Consider the following 13189-nt stretch of genomic DNA (forward strand, 5'->3'; position numbering starts at 1 on the left):
GAACAGGAAACAATAATGCCATGGGAAACGCTGCCGACGCGGGTGACGCCTCGCTGCTCAGGATCGAGACGCGGGGGGCGGTGCTGACGGTCGGGCTCAACCGTCCGGCCAAGCGCAATGCGCTGAACGACGGCATCATCCTGGCGCTGCGGGACTGCTTCTCCACGATTCCCGACGACGTCGGTGCCGTCGTCATCCATGGCGTCGGCGATCATTTCTCGTCCGGCCTCGATCTCTCCGAACTGACCGAACGCGACGCCACCGAGGGCCTGGTGCATTCCCAGATGTGGCACCGCGTGTTCGACCGCATCCAGTATTGCCGCGTGCCTGTGATCGCCGCGCTGAAGGGAGCGGTGATCGGCGGCGGGCTGGAGCTGGCCTGCGCCGCGCATATCCGGGTCGCCGAGCCGTCGGCCTATTTCGCGCTGCCCGAGGGCCAGCGCGGCATCTTCGTCGGCGGCGGCGGATCGGTGCGGCTGCCGCGCCTGATCGGCGTTCCGCGGATGGCGGACATGATGCTGACCGGCCGCGTCTATTCGGCGACCGAAGGCGCAGCCTACGGCTTCTCGCAATATCTCACTGAGGCCGATGGCGCATTGCCGAAGGCGCTGGAACTGGCCGAGCGCGTCGCCGCCAACGCACCGCTGACCAACTTCGCCGTGTTGCAGGCGCTGCCAATGATCGCCGAAGCCAATCCGCAGACCGGCCTCTTGATGGAATCGCTGATGGCGACGGTGGCGCAGAGCGACAAGGAAGCCAAGAAGCGGATCCGCGCCTTCCTGGATCGCAAGACCGCCAAGGTGAAGCCGACATGAGCGCCAAGGCTGATATATCCACGTCTGCCTCCACTGCGAGCGCGCATCCGCTGCGCCCGATCTCGTTCGGCAACCCCGAGGTCACCGTCGAGCGCCGCGACGACGGCACGGTCTATCTCCGTCCGAAACTCAAGCTCGCCGACTTCCCCGTTCGCCTCACCGATCGCCTGTATCATTGGGCAGAGGCCGAGCCGAACCGTGTGTTCATGGCCGAGCGCGCGGCCGGCGGCGGCTGGCGCAAGATCACCTACGCGCAATTGCTCGGGGCTATCAGGCGGATCGCCTCGGCGCTGATCGCGCGCGGACTGTCGGCCGATCGGCCGATCGCGATCCTGTCGGGTAATTCGATCGATCACGCGCTGATCGCGCTCGGCGCGCTCTATGCCGGGATTCCGTTCTGCCCGGTCTCGCCGGCCTATTCGCTGGTGTCGCGCGACTACGGCAAGCTCGGCTTCGTCGTCAAGCTGCTGACGCCCGGCCTCGTCTTCGTCGACGATGCCGACAAGTTTGCCGATGCGCTGCGCGCCAATGTCGGGCCCGATGTCGAGATCGCTGCAAGCCGCGGCACGGTGTCCGGTCGCGAGGTGACACGGCTCGCTGGTCTCATGGCGACGCCGGAAGACCCGCGCCTCGATGCGGCCAATGCCGCAATCGGTCCGGACACAATCGCAAAATTCCTGCTGACGTCGGGCTCGACGGGCAATCCCAAGGCCGTCATCAACACCCAGCGCATGATCTGCGCCAACCAGGTGATGCTGCGCGAGACGCTCGCTTTCCTGAAGGACGAGCCGCCTGTGATCGTCGACTGGCTGCCGTGGAATCACACCTTCGGCGGCAACCACAATGTCGGGCTGACGCTCTACAACGGCGGCTCGATGTATCTCGACGAGGGCAAGCCGATGCCCGGCGGCATCGAGGAGACCGTGCGCAACCTGCGCGAGATCTCGCCCACGGTCTATTTCAACGTGCCCAAGGGCTATGAATCGCTGCTGCCCTATCTGCGCGACGACGCGGCCTTGAGGGCAAAATTTTTCGACCGGCTGCACGCGATGTTCTTCTCGGGCGCCGCGCTGTCGCCGTTCATCTGGAACAGCCTCGATGCGCTCGCCGTGCAGGAGAAGGGCTACCGCGTGCCCATGCTGACCGGCCTCGGCGCCACCGAGACCTCGCCTTTCTTCATGTCGGTGCGGCCCGATACCAGCCGCTCCGGCCATGTCGGTCTTCCGGTGTCGGGCAACGACGCGAAGCTCGTTCCGAACAACGGCAAGCTCGAGGTGCGCGCCAAGGGTCCGAACGTGACGCCCGGCTACTGGCGGCAGCCCGAGCTGACCGCCAAGGCGTTCGACGAGGAGGGTTTCTACAAGTTCGGCGACGCGCTGAAGCCCGCCAACCCCGGTGATCTCGATGCCGGCTTCGATTTCGACGGCCGTATCGCCGAGGATTTCAAGCTGGCGAGCGGCACCTGGGTCAGCGTCGGCCCCTTAAGGGCGCGCTTCGTCGGCACCTGCGCGCCGCTGGTGCGCGACGTCGTGATCGCGGGGATCAACCGCGACGAGCTCGCAGCCATCGTGATCCTCGATCTCGACGGCTGCCGCCTGATCAATCCGGCGCTCGCCGCCGGCGACATCGCCGCCGCGGCCAATGATCCGATGGTGCGTGCCGCCTTTCGCGAACGCTTCGCGCGCGTGCTGGCAAGTGCCACGGGCTCGTCGAACCGGATCGCGCGGGCGATCTTGCTCGACACGCCGCTGTCGATCGATCGCGGCGAGGTCACCGACAAGGGCTCGATCAACCAGCGTGCGGTGCTGGAGCATCGCGCCGACATCATCGAAACGCTCTATGCGCCGGAGCCGCCGGCATCGGTGATCACGTCAGTCTGATTTTCGAGGAGGAGAATGCCATGCAGTTGAAGGACCAGGCCGCCATCGTCACCGGCGGCGCATCGGGATTGGGCGCTGCGACCGCGCGCCGTCTGGCCGCGCAGGGCGCCAAGGTCGCGGTCTGCGACCTCAACGCCAAGCTTGCCGAGAGCGTCGCAGCCGAGATCGGCGGTCTTGCTGTCGTCTGCGACGTCGCCGATGCGGCGGCCGCCGAAGCCGCGGTCGCTGCCGCCGCCAAGGCGCATGGCCCGGCGCGCGTGCTGGTGAACTGTGCCGGCATCGGGGTGGCGAAACGCGTGATCGGCCGCGAAGGGCCGATGGCCCTGGCCGATTTCGACAAGGTGATCAAGGTCAACCTGATCGGCTCCTTCAACATGCTGCGGCTTGCGACCGCTGAGATGTCGAAGCTCGAGCCGGTCGCGACCGGCGAGCGCGGTGTCGTGATCTCGACCGCCTCGGTCGCGGCCTATGACGGCCAGATCGGGCAGGCGGCCTATTCGGCCTCCAAGGGCGGCATCGTCGCGATGACGCTGCCGATCGCGCGCGAGCTCGCGCAATTCGGCATCCGCGTGCTGACGATCGCGCCCGGCCTGTTCATGACGCCATTGCTCGCCGGCCTGCCGCAGGAGGCGCAGGATTCGCTCGCCGCCGCGATCCCGTTCCCGCGCCGGCTCGGCCAGGCCGACGAATTCGCCTCGCTGGCGCTGCACATGATCGACAATCCCTATCTGAACGGCGAAGTGGTGCGGCTCGATGCCGCGCTCCGGATGGCGCCGCGCTGACGCATGATCCGGAAGAGCGTGACGCGCTCTTCCGGATGATCTCACGCTCAATCGAGGACAATCCATGTTCGTCAACCGGCGCGACGTGCAGATCCAGTGGGGCGATTGCGACCCCGCCAACATCGTCTACTACCCGCGCTACTTCGCGATGTTCGACGACTCGACCTCGATCATGTTCGAAGCAGCCGGCTGCTCGAAGCAGGACCTCGTCCACAAGTACGGTCTGGTCGGCATTCCCATGGTCGATACGCGGGCGAAATTCCACATCCCGTCGACCCATGGCGACTGGATTACCATCGAGAGCCGGATCGAGAGCATCAAGCGCTCGAGCTTCGAGGTGGTGCACCGCGTGTTCAAGGGCGAGCGGCTTGCGATCGAGGCGTTCGAGACCAGGGTGCTGGTCGGCCGTCATCCCGACGATCCCGACAGACTGAAATCGGCGCCATTTCCTCAGGAGATCATCGACCGTTTCATGAACGGCTGACTTGGTCGTGAAGGGCTAGCAGCCCTCATGACTCGACTTTTGGAGCATGATCCCCCGCGCAAACGCGTTCCCGCGTTTGTCGCGAGGGAAAACCGGTTTCCACTTTTCCGGATCATGCTCTAAAGAAGGGGCTGAATTGGCCCGCAAAATCGGTTTAAACCCAAAAAACATATCCGCAGGGAGGAATGAATGAGGAAGGCCACTCTCGCCGTAGCAGCGCTCGCAGCAGTTTTTGCACTGCCGGGCATGTCCGCGCAGGCGCAGACCAGTGAAATCACCATCGGCATCTCGATCTCGACCACGGGGCCCGCCGCGGCGCTCGGCATCCCCGAGCGCAACGCGCTCGATTTCGTGCCGAAGGAGATCGGCGGCGTGCCGCTGAAGCTGATCGTGCTCGACGACGGCGGCGATCCGACGGCCGCGACCACCAATGCGAGGCGCTTCGTCACCGAGTCCAAGGCCGACATCATCATGGGCTCCTGCATCACGCCGACGACGATCGCGGTGTCGACGGTCGCCAACGAGGCCGGCATCCCGCATCTCGGCCTCGCGCCGTTCCCGATCAATGATGCGCGCGCCAAGTGGTCGGTCGACCTGCCGCAATCGATTCCGATCATGGGCAAGGTGCTCTACGAGCACATGAAGTCGCACAACATCAAGACCGTCGGCTATATCGGGTACTCGGATTCCTACGGCGACCTCTGGGTCAACGATTTCAAGGCGCAGGCCGTGCCGATGGGCCTGACCATGACGGACGAGGAGCGCTTCGCGCGTCCGGATACGTCGGTCGCGGGCCAGGTGCTGAAGCTCGTCGCTGCCAATCCCGACGCCATCCTGATTGGCGCCTCCGGCACCGCCGCGGCGCTGCCGCAGACGTCGCTGCGCGAGCGCGGCTACAAGGGCCTGATCTACCAGACCCACGGCGCCGCCAGCATGGATTTCATCCGCATCGCGGGCGCGTCCGCGGAAGGTGTCATCATGTCGGCCGGCCCGATCATGTCGCCGGAAACCCAGGCCGACAGCGCGCTGACCAAGAAGCCCGGCCTTGCGCTCAACACCGCCTATGAAGCCAAATACGGCGCCAACAGCCGCAGCCAGTTCGCCGGCCACTCCTACGACGCCTTCGAGGTGCTGAAGCGCATCATCCCGGTGGCGCTGAAGACCGCCAAGCCCGGCACCCCGGAATTCCGCGAGGCGATCCGGAAGGCATTCATCTCTGAGAAGGAGATCGTCGCGACCCAGGGCGTCTACAACTGGACCGAAAAGGACCGCTACGGCCTCGACGACCGCTCGCGCATCCTGCTGACGGTCAAGGACGGGAAGTACGTCCCGGCGATGTGAGCGCGTCGCTACCTGTGAAACAAAGCAGCCGGTCCCGATGAGGGGCCGGCTTTTTCTTACCCTCCCCTGGAGGGGGAGGGTCGCTTCGCATCGCGATTAGCGATGTGAAGCGGGGTGGGGTGACAGTCTATCGTCGCCGGAGGTGCGTCAGTCGCACGGCCTCGGCTCCGCGCGCACCGTAGAGCTCGACATAGATCCGTTCCAGAACCGCGTTGAGGTCAACTGTGATCTCCGAGTTCCAAAAGCGGATGACGCGATATCCTTCCCGCTCGAGCCATTGCTGACGCTTGCGGTCGCGCTTTGCCATTTCATCGTCGTTGTGATGTCCGCCATCCAACTCGATGATCAGGCGTTTGGCGGGGCAGAAAAAGTCGACAATGTAAGGACCAATCGGAGCCTGGCGTCGGAAGTGAGAGCCATCAGTCGGCATTTCCCTCAGCGCTCGCCACAGGATTCGTTCATGTGGAGTCGTGTTTGCACGAAGCTTCTTCGCGGCCGCTCTGCGGATTGATGTCGAGACCATTTGCGCGGCTTCACCCCACCCCGATTGCACCTGCGATGCTACGCATCGCACGCGCAATCGACCCTCCCCCTCCAGGGGAGGGTGAAGTGGAGCGCAATCCTAGCGCGAATGCAAGCGTGGTAAGCAGTGGTTTCTCGACGGACGTGCCTCCCTGGAGGGGGAGGATCGCCGCGCATATAATGCGCGGCGAGGTGGGGTGAAGGTCTATCCGCGTTGGTGGTGCTTGAACGGCCAACAGCCCCTCGCACGCCGCCGTGCTAAATCGCGCTCTCGCCTTCGTGCTGGAAGCCGAGATAGCTCGCGGCGACGCCCTTGTTGGCGGCGATCTCCTTCGCGGTGCCCGACAGCACGAACTCGCCGAGCTCCATCACATAGGCGCGGTCGGCGATCTGCAGCGCAGCCTGGGCGTTCTGCTCGACCAGCAGCACCGAGACGCCGGCGGCGCGAAGTTCGCCGACGATGCGGAAGATGTCGGCGACGATGATCGGGGCGAGGCCGAGGCTCGGCTCGTCCAGCATCAGGAGCTTCGGCGCGCCCATCAGCGCGCGGCCCATCGCCAGCATCTGCTGCTCGCCGCCGGAGAGTGTGCCGGCGAGCTGCTTGCGCCGCTCCTTGAGCCGCGGAAACAGCGCGTAGACCCGCTCCAGCGAGGTTGCCGCCGTTACCTTCGCGATCCGGAAGGCGCCGAGCTCGAGATTGTCCTCCACATTCATGGTGCCGAACAACTCGCGATGCTCGGGCACCAGGCTGAGGCCGGTGGCGACGCGATCCTCGATATCCAGCGGCGCCATGTCGACGCCTGCGAAGGTGGTGCGGCCCTTCAGCGGCAGAACGCCCATGATGGCGTTGAGCAGGGTGGTCTTGCCGGCGCCGTTGGCGCCGATGATGGTGACGATTTCGTTGTCGGCCACGTCGAGCGAGACGCCGCGCACGGCCTCGACCTTGCCGTAGGCAATGTGGACGTCGGTCACCGATAGCAGCGCACTCATGCGGCGGCTCCGAGATAGGCCTTGATCACGTCGGGGTTGCGCTTGATCGCCGCCGGCGTGCCTTCGGCGATCTTGGTGCCGAAATCGAGCACCACGATGCGGTCGGCAAGATCCATCACGAACCCCATGTCGTGCTCGACCAGCAGCACCGACATGCCGCCGTCGCGCAATTGCCGGAGCAGCGCGGCGAGCCGCTGCTTCTCCATGTGGCGCAGGCCGGCGGCCGGCTCGTCGAGCAGCAGCAGCATCGGATCGACGCACAGCGCGCGCGCGATCTCGACGATACGCTGCTGACCAAGCGACAGCGAGCCTGCGAGCTGGTCGATCTGGTCGGACAGCCCGACGCGCTCGATCTGCCGGGCGGCTTCGGCCAGCAGTCTTGCCTCGTCGGCGCGGTCGAGCCGCAGCATGCTGGAGATCGCACCGGAATTGCCGCGCAGATGCGCGCCGATCGCAACGTTTTCCAGCACCGTCATGTCGGGCACCAGCTTGACGTGCTGGAACGTCCTGCTGACGCCGAGCTTGACCACCTCCTGCGGTGGGGCGTTCTCGACCTCCTTGCCCTGCACGAAGATCTTGCCGCCGGTTGCGGCGAGGACGCCGGTGATCAGGTTGAAGGTCGTGCTCTTGCCGGCGCCGTTCGGGCCGATCAGCGCGACGATCTCGCGGGCGTTGACGTCGAACGAGACGTCGTTCACCGCGAGCACGCCGCCGAACTGTTTGCGCGCCTTCTCGATGTGCAGCAGCACCGGTGACGTTCCCGCTGCCCGCTCACGGTGTTCCAGCTTCACCGACGTGTCCGGTGTCTTGCGGGCCGGCTTGAACGGCAGCTTCGACATCAGCCAGGGCCAGACGCCCTGTGGTGCGAGCTGCAACAGCAGCACCAGCATGATGCCGAACACGATGGTCTCGAGCTGGCTCTGGCCGCCGAAAATGTAGGGCAGGTAGCTCTGCAGCACCTCTTTCAGGATCACGACGATGCCGGCGCCGAGCACGCCGCCCCAGACGTAACCGGCGCCGCCGACCACGGCGATGAACAGATACTCGATGCCGGCCTGCGCGCCGAACGGCGTCGGGTTGGCGGCGCGCTGGAAATGCGCATAGAGCCAGCCGGACAGGCCGGCCAGCACCGCGGCATAGATGAACACCAACAGCTTGGCGCGCGGCGTCTGCACGCCGAAAGCTTCGGCCGCGACATGGCCGCGCCGCAACGCGCGGATGGCGCGGCCGGTGCGGGAATCCAGCAGGTTCATGGTCAGCAGCGCGGAGAGCAGCACCGCGACCCAGATCGCGTAATAGATCGCATCCGGGCTCAGCATCCTGAACGAGCCGATCGAAAGCGGCGGAATGCCTGAGATGCCGTCGTTGCGGCCGAGGAATTCGAGCTTGCTGAACAGATAGAACAGGCCGATGCCCCAGGCGATGGTGCCGAGCGGCAGATAATGGCCTGACAGCCGCACGGTGACGATGCCGAGCAGCACGGCCGCGATGCCGCTGACCAGCAGCGACGCCGGCAGCGTCAACCACGGCGAGACGCCGTAGGCGGTGGTCAGGACCGCCGTGGTGTAGGCGCCGAAGCCGCAGAACGCGGCCTGTCCGAACGAGGTGAGGCCGCCGACGCCGGTCAGCAGCACCAGCCCCATCGCGACCAGCGCGGCGAGGCCGATATTGTCGAGCAGCACGATCCAGAACGGCGGGATGCCCGGGACGAGCGGGATCACCGCCATCACGAGCGCGAAGATGATGAGAGGAAGCCGCTGCGCCATCGCGCTCAATCCTTCTCTTCTTCGACCTGGGGCGCCGCAAGCGAGCGCAGCACCAGAACGGGAAGGATCAGCGTGAACACGATGACTTCCTTGAAATTACTGGCGTAGAACGACGAGAAGGCCTCGACGATGCCGACCACGATGGCCGCGACCGCGGTCAGGGGATAGCTGACCAGGCCGCCGATGATGGCGGCGATGAAGCCCTTCAGGCCGATCAGGAAGCCGGTGTCGTAATAGAGCGTCGTGATCGGCACGATCAGGATGCCGGAAATCGCGCCGATGACGGAAGCGAGCAGGAATGCGATCTGGCCCGACAGCGTGGTGCGGATGCCGACCAGGCGGGCGCCGAGGCGATTGACCGCGGTGGCGCGCAGCGCCTTGCCGGTCTTCGTGTAGCCGAAGAAAAGCCACAGCGCGACGATGAAGCCGACGGTCAGACCGTAGACGGCGAGGCTCTGGCCGGTGAAGCGCAGCGGACCCGCGGTCACCGCGGCATTCGACAGCGCCGGGCCGCGCAGGCCTTCGGCGCCGAAGAACACGAGGCCAAGGCCTTGCAGCGCGAGATGGCAGCCGACCGAGGCGATCAGCAGGACCAGCACCGAGGTGTGGGCGATCGGCTGGAACGCGATGCGGTAGAGGAACAGCCCGATCGCCGCCACGATCAGTAGCGCCAGCGCGATGTTGACGGCAATCGGCGTGGTGGGACCGACCAGCGCATATACGAGGCCGAGCAGCGCAAAGGGAAAGGCGATGTTGAGTGCGACCGAGCGCAGCACCAGCCGAGCATGCAGCGCCTTGCGGGCGAAGAACAGGTCAAGCGCGAAAGCGACGAGGCCCATCGCGACGGCGAGCCGCGCCGTGCCGGGCACCTGGCCGGTCGCCAGCATGGCGTAGCTCAGCGCGCCGTAGGTCACGAACTCGCCCTGCGGGATCAGGATCACCCGCGTCACCGCGAACACCAGCACCAGGGCCAGCCCCAGCAGTGCGTAGATCGCGCCATTGGTGATGCCGTCCTGCAGCAGGAACAGCATGATCGTTGTGTTCAAGGCTGAGCGCTCCCCCTCAGGCGTCGGACCGCCGCGGCCGGCTGTACCGGTCGGGTCGGCCGATATCGGCTGTTGATAGCCGCCGATATTTGATATAGCGGATAACAATTATTAAATATAATCTCAAGGTCCCCGAGCGTCCCGCGGGGTTTTTGTACCGGGATTGCGAGCCTGGAGCGATGACTGTTTCCAAGACCGCCTCCGATGCCGTCAGGTCCTCCCGCGCCTTGCGCAGGGAACCGGTCGATCCTGCCGGGGACGACAGCATGCTGCAACTGGGCGAACTGTCCGGACTGCTCGGCTATTCGCTGAAGCGCGCGCAGCTCAAGGTGTTCGAGGACTTCCTGCGCTGCGTCGCGCCGCTGCAGCTGACGCCGGCACAGTTCTCGGTGCTGCTGCTGCTCGACAAGAATCCGGGCCGTAACCAGACCGAGATCGCCAACACGCTCGGCATCCTCAGGCCGAATTTCGTCGCGATGCTCGACGCGCTGGAGAGCCGCGACCTTTGCGCGCGGATGCGTTCCACCAACGACCGCCGCTCCCACATCCTGGTCCTGACCGATAGGGGCCGCGCCGTGCTGGCGCGCGCCAAGAAGCTGGTCGCCAACAAGCACGAGGCGCGGCTGATCGAGGTGCTCGGCCCGGCCAACCACGCCGCGCTGCTGGAGATGCTGGCGAAGCTCGCGCAGGAGTTTTGAGGGGCGCCGCGCGGGTCCCTCCACGTCATTGCGAGGAGCCCGCGACAAAATTGCAGAGCAATTTTGCGCTGGAGCGACGAAGCAATCCATGTCGCCGCAAGTGGCGCGATGGATTGCTTCGCTGCGCTCGCAATGACGGGGAGAGAGCGGAGCATGCTCAATCCACCAAAATCACCCTGACATCGTTGACGTTGGTCAGCGTCGGGCCGGTCAGCAACAGATCGCCGGTCTGCGCGAAAAAGCCCGTGGCATCGTTGTTGTCGAGATAGGCTCTCGGATCGAGGCCGATCGATTGCATCTTCGCAAACGTCGCCTGATCGATCACGGCGCCTGCGGGATCGGTCGCGCTGCCGGCGCCGCCGTCGGCGCCGTCGGTGTCGGCGGCGAGCGCGGCGATGCCGGGCGTATCCTTGAGCAGGTCGGCCAGCGCCAGCGCGTATTCCTGGTTGGGGCCGCCGCGCCCATTGCCGCGTACGGTCACCGTGAGCTCGCCGCCGGAGATGATCGCAATGCGCCTGCCCTCGCTGCGCGCCTTGAGCGCAAGCCGTGCATGCGCGGCCGCGACCTCGCGGGCCTCGCCTTCGAGATCGGCGCCGAGCGCGATGGTCTCGTAGCCGGCGTCCTGCGCGACCTTCACCGCGGCGTCGATCGAGGCCTTCGGCTTCGCCAGCAGTTCGAACGTCGCTCGCGCAAAGGCCGGATCGCCGGGCTTGCAGCTCTCGTTCCCGGGATCGTCGAGCGCGCGGCGGACTGCGTCATCGATGGAGAGATTGTATTTGGCGACCAGCGCGCGGGCATCCGCCAGCGTGGTCGGATCCGGAACCGTTGGCCCCGAGGCGATCGCGGAGGGATCGTCATGCGGCACGTCGGAGATCGCCAGCGTGACGATCCCGGCGGCGTGTTGGCCGGCGCGCGCCAGCCGTCCGCCCTTGATCCGCGACAGATGCTTGCGGACGGTGTTCATCTCGCCGATCGGCGCGCCCGAGCGCAGCAGCGCGCGGTTGACCTGCTGCTTCTGGGCAAAGCTCACGCCCTCGACGGGGGCGATCCAGTTCGCCGAGCCGCCGCCGGTCAAGAGCACCAGCAGGAGATCGTCGGGCGTGGCTTCCGCCGCGAGCCGCAGCGTATCGTCGGCGGCGCACAGGCCGGCTTCATCGGGCACCGGATGGCCGGCCTCGACCACCTTGATGCGGCGGGTCGGCACGCCATGGCCATGGCGGGTGGTGGCGATGCCGACCAGCCGTGACGGCTCGAGCCCGAGCGTGTCGAGATAGTGCCGCTCCGCCGCGGCCGCCATGGCGCCGGCGCCCTTGCCGGCGGCAAGGCAGATCACGCGTCCCTTCGGCGCCGGCCGCAACCGCGATGCCAGCACCACATCGGGATGCGCAGCCGCGACTGCGGCATCGAAGATCGAACGCAGGAAGGGACGACGGTCGGTCATGGTTGTGCCTTTGTGGGACGGATCAGTTGCCGCCGACTTCGCCGCTGATGACGTCGCCGAACAACTGCCAGCGCTCGCCCTTGAACTGCATCAGCTGCAACTGCTCGATCGGCTGGAAGTCGGCAGGCCCGGTCGACAGCGTCACGCCGGGCAGCAGGCCGCCCTGCGCAAACTGCTTCAGGCTCGCCGCCTGCTTCATCACGTTGGCGCGGGTGAGGTCGTCGCCGCAGCGGCGCAGCACCTCGACCATGGTGGTCGCCATGTTGTAGCCGGTCATCGCCGAGGCATCGACGCGATTGGTGTCGGGCATGTACCTGGCGAGCAGTTCGTCGAACGCCTTCATGCCGGCGTCGTCCTTCCACTGCGGATCGCTGGCGTCTTTGGCGTAAGCCGCCGAGATCACGCCCTGCGCGTTGTCGAGCCCGGCCGGACGCATCACCGTCGCGGTGGAGGCCGAGACGTTGGAGACGATCGTCACCGGCTTCCAGTTCATCTCGCCGAGTTTCTTGATCGCCTGGGCGCCGAATTTCGGCGTCGTGAAGAAGATGATGACGTCGGGATTGGAGGATTTCAGCCGCACCACATGGGAATCGATGGTCGGTTCGGCGACTTCGTAGCTCTCCTTGGCGGCGATCCGCGCGGGATCGCTGGCGAAACCGTCCTCAAGCCCCTTGAGGTAGTCCTTGCCCATGTCGTCATTCTGGTAGAGCACGGCGACCTTGGCGGCGGGCTTCTCCTTGAGCAGATATTTCGCGTAGATCCGCGACTCGCTCTGGTAGCTCGGCAGCCAGCCCATGGTCCACGGGAACGCCTTCGGGTCGTTCCACTTGGTCGCGCCGGTGGCGACGAACAGCTGCGGCACCTTCTTGGCGTTGAGATATTTCTGGATCGCGGTGTTGGAGGCGGTGCCGAGCGTGCCGAACAGGAACAGCACCTCGTCGCTCTCGACCAGCTTGCGGGCCTGCTCGACTGCCTTCGGCGGCGAATAGGCGTCGTCATAGGAGATGAAATTGATCTTGCGGCCGTTGATGCCGCCGTCGTCATTGACCTTCTTGAACACCGCGGCCATCGCCTTGCCGACCACGCCATAGGCCGACGCGGGGCCGCTATAGGGCACGATGTTGCCGATCTTGATCTCGGTGTCGCTCGCACCGGTGTCGTATTTCTTCTGCGCCCATGCGGCGTTGCCGGTCGCTGCGGCGACGGCGAGGCCTAGCAGGGCGGTTGCGACACGTTGACGGATCGGCATCGGCATTTCCCGAAAACTCCTTGTTGTTGCCGCCGCGCAAGGGCGCCGGTTTCTTGTCGGGTTTCCTAGCGCATTGCCGGGCAAAGTGTAAGCAGGCATCGCCCGGACGGGCCAGCCCATGGTGAATGAAAAGCCCCCTGCGACGGTATCGCAGGGGGCCATTGTCAGCCGATTG

At 65.8% G+C, this 13189-nt stretch carries 12 protein-coding genes; 6 read left to right on the forward strand and 6 right to left on the reverse strand.

The annotated features are described in order from the left end of the window. The first annotated feature begins 20 nt into the window (after positions 1 to 20). From ACVILL_RS16020 to ACVILL_RS16040, 5 genes are all read left to right on the forward strand, one after another. Entirely contained in the window at positions 21 to 815 is a 795-nt protein-coding gene (locus tag ACVILL_RS16020) for a crotonase/enoyl-CoA hydratase family protein (RefSeq protein WP_456729937.1), read from the forward strand. Beyond that, complete coding sequence (locus tag ACVILL_RS16025; protein WP_456729938.1) at positions 812 to 2695, forward strand: feruloyl-CoA synthase; 1884 nt, start codon at positions 812 to 814, stop codon at positions 2693 to 2695. Before ACVILL_RS16020 ends, ACVILL_RS16025 begins: the two co-directional genes overlap by 4 nt. Before the next feature lie 20 nt (positions 2696 to 2715). Further along, entirely contained in the window at positions 2716 to 3477 is a 762-nt protein-coding gene (locus tag ACVILL_RS16030) for an SDR family NAD(P)-dependent oxidoreductase (protein WP_456729939.1), read from the forward strand. Positions 3478 to 3541: 64 nt separating this feature from the next. Then, positions 3542 to 3961 carry an acyl-CoA thioesterase gene (locus ACVILL_RS16035; protein ID WP_456729940.1) on the forward strand — a complete coding sequence of 140 codons (420 nt, stop codon included), beginning with the start codon at positions 3542 to 3544 and terminating at the stop codon, positions 3959 to 3961. 189 nt (positions 3962 to 4150) lie between these two features. Beyond that, positions 4151 to 5302, forward strand: coding sequence for an ABC transporter substrate-binding protein (locus ACVILL_RS16040; protein ID WP_456729941.1), 1152 nt, complete (start codon positions 4151 to 4153; stop codon positions 5300 to 5302). A 127-nt stretch (positions 5303 to 5429) separates the two neighbouring features. Here ACVILL_RS16040 and ACVILL_RS16045 read toward each other — a convergent pair whose 3' ends face one another. The 4 genes from ACVILL_RS16045 to ACVILL_RS16060 all read right to left on the reverse strand — a co-directional run bounded on the left by ACVILL_RS16045 (position 5430) and on the right by ACVILL_RS16060 (position 9626). Continuing rightward, positions 5430 to 5825, reverse strand: a complete 396-nt coding sequence (locus ACVILL_RS16045; RefSeq protein ID WP_456729942.1) for an endonuclease domain-containing protein — start codon at positions 5823 to 5825, stop codon at positions 5430 to 5432. A gap of 257 nt (positions 5826 to 6082) precedes the next feature. Continuing rightward, complete coding sequence (locus ACVILL_RS16050) at positions 6083 to 6814, reverse strand: ABC transporter ATP-binding protein (RefSeq protein ID WP_456729943.1); 732 nt, start codon at positions 6812 to 6814, stop codon at positions 6083 to 6085. Continuing rightward, entirely contained in the window at positions 6811 to 8580 is a 1770-nt protein-coding gene (locus ACVILL_RS16055) for a branched-chain amino acid ABC transporter ATP-binding protein/permease (protein WP_456729944.1), read from the reverse strand. Before ACVILL_RS16055 ends, ACVILL_RS16050 begins: the two co-directional genes overlap by 4 nt. Before the next feature lie 5 nt (positions 8581 to 8585). Beyond that, positions 8586 to 9626, reverse strand: coding sequence for a branched-chain amino acid ABC transporter permease (locus tag ACVILL_RS16060; protein ID WP_456729945.1), 1041 nt, complete (start codon positions 9624 to 9626; stop codon positions 8586 to 8588). 179 nt (positions 9627 to 9805) lie between these two features. Between ACVILL_RS16060 and ACVILL_RS16065 the strand changes: the two genes are divergently transcribed. Beyond that, positions 9806 to 10324 carry a MarR family winged helix-turn-helix transcriptional regulator gene (locus ACVILL_RS16065; protein WP_229167285.1) on the forward strand — a complete coding sequence of 173 codons (519 nt, stop codon included), beginning with the start codon at positions 9806 to 9808 and terminating at the stop codon, positions 10322 to 10324. Positions 10325 to 10481: 157 nt separating this feature from the next. Here ACVILL_RS16065 and ACVILL_RS16070 read toward each other — a convergent pair whose 3' ends face one another. Next, a complete protein-coding gene (locus ACVILL_RS16070) occupies positions 10482 to 11765 on the reverse strand; it encodes a glycerate kinase type-2 family protein (RefSeq protein WP_456729946.1) in 1284 nt (427 codons plus the stop codon). 22 nt (positions 11766 to 11787) lie between these two features. After that, on the reverse strand, positions 11788 to 13020 hold the full coding sequence (locus tag ACVILL_RS16075; RefSeq protein ID WP_456729947.1) for an ABC transporter substrate-binding protein: 1233 nt from the start codon (positions 13018 to 13020) through the stop codon (positions 11788 to 11790). Between the last annotated feature and the right edge of the window lie 169 nt (positions 13021 to 13189).

The sequence above is a fragment of the Bradyrhizobium sp. USDA 3364 genome, from assembly GCF_054056355.1.

What these genes read in the sequence shown, in the direction of transcription:
- ACVILL_RS16020 (WP_456729937.1), top strand. Translation starts at nt 21, where the DNA reads ATGGGAAACGCTGCCGACGCGGGTGACGCCTCGCTGCTCAGGATCGAG.
- ACVILL_RS16025 (WP_456729938.1), top strand. Translation starts at nt 812, where the DNA reads ATGAGCGCCAAGGCTGATATATCCACGTCTGCCTCCACTGCGAGCGCG.
- ACVILL_RS16030 (WP_456729939.1), top strand. Translation starts at nt 2,716, where the DNA reads ATGCAGTTGAAGGACCAGGCCGCCATCGTCACCGGCGGCGCATCGGGA.
- ACVILL_RS16035 (WP_456729940.1), top strand. Translation starts at nt 3,542, where the DNA reads ATGTTCGTCAACCGGCGCGACGTGCAGATCCAGTGGGGCGATTGCGAC.
- ACVILL_RS16040 (WP_456729941.1), top strand. Translation starts at nt 4,151, where the DNA reads ATGAGGAAGGCCACTCTCGCCGTAGCAGCGCTCGCAGCAGTTTTTGCA.
- ACVILL_RS16045 (WP_456729942.1), bottom strand. Translation starts at nt 5,825, where the DNA reads ATGGTCTCGACATCAATCCGCAGAGCGGCCGCGAAGAAGCTTCGTGCA.
- ACVILL_RS16050 (WP_456729943.1), bottom strand. Translation starts at nt 6,814, where the DNA reads ATGAGTGCGCTGCTATCGGTGACCGACGTCCACATTGCCTACGGCAAG.
- ACVILL_RS16055 (WP_456729944.1), bottom strand. Translation starts at nt 8,580, where the DNA reads ATGGCGCAGCGGCTTCCTCTCATCATCTTCGCGCTCGTGATGGCGGTG.
- ACVILL_RS16065 (WP_229167285.1), top strand. Translation starts at nt 9,806, where the DNA reads ATGACTGTTTCCAAGACCGCCTCCGATGCCGTCAGGTCCTCCCGCGCC.
- ACVILL_RS16070 (WP_456729946.1), bottom strand. Translation starts at nt 11,765, where the DNA reads ATGACCGACCGTCGTCCCTTCCTGCGTTCGATCTTCGATGCCGCAGTC.
- ACVILL_RS16075 (WP_456729947.1), bottom strand. Translation starts at nt 13,020, where the DNA reads ATGCCGATGCCGATCCGTCAACGTGTCGCAACCGCCCTGCTAGGCCTC.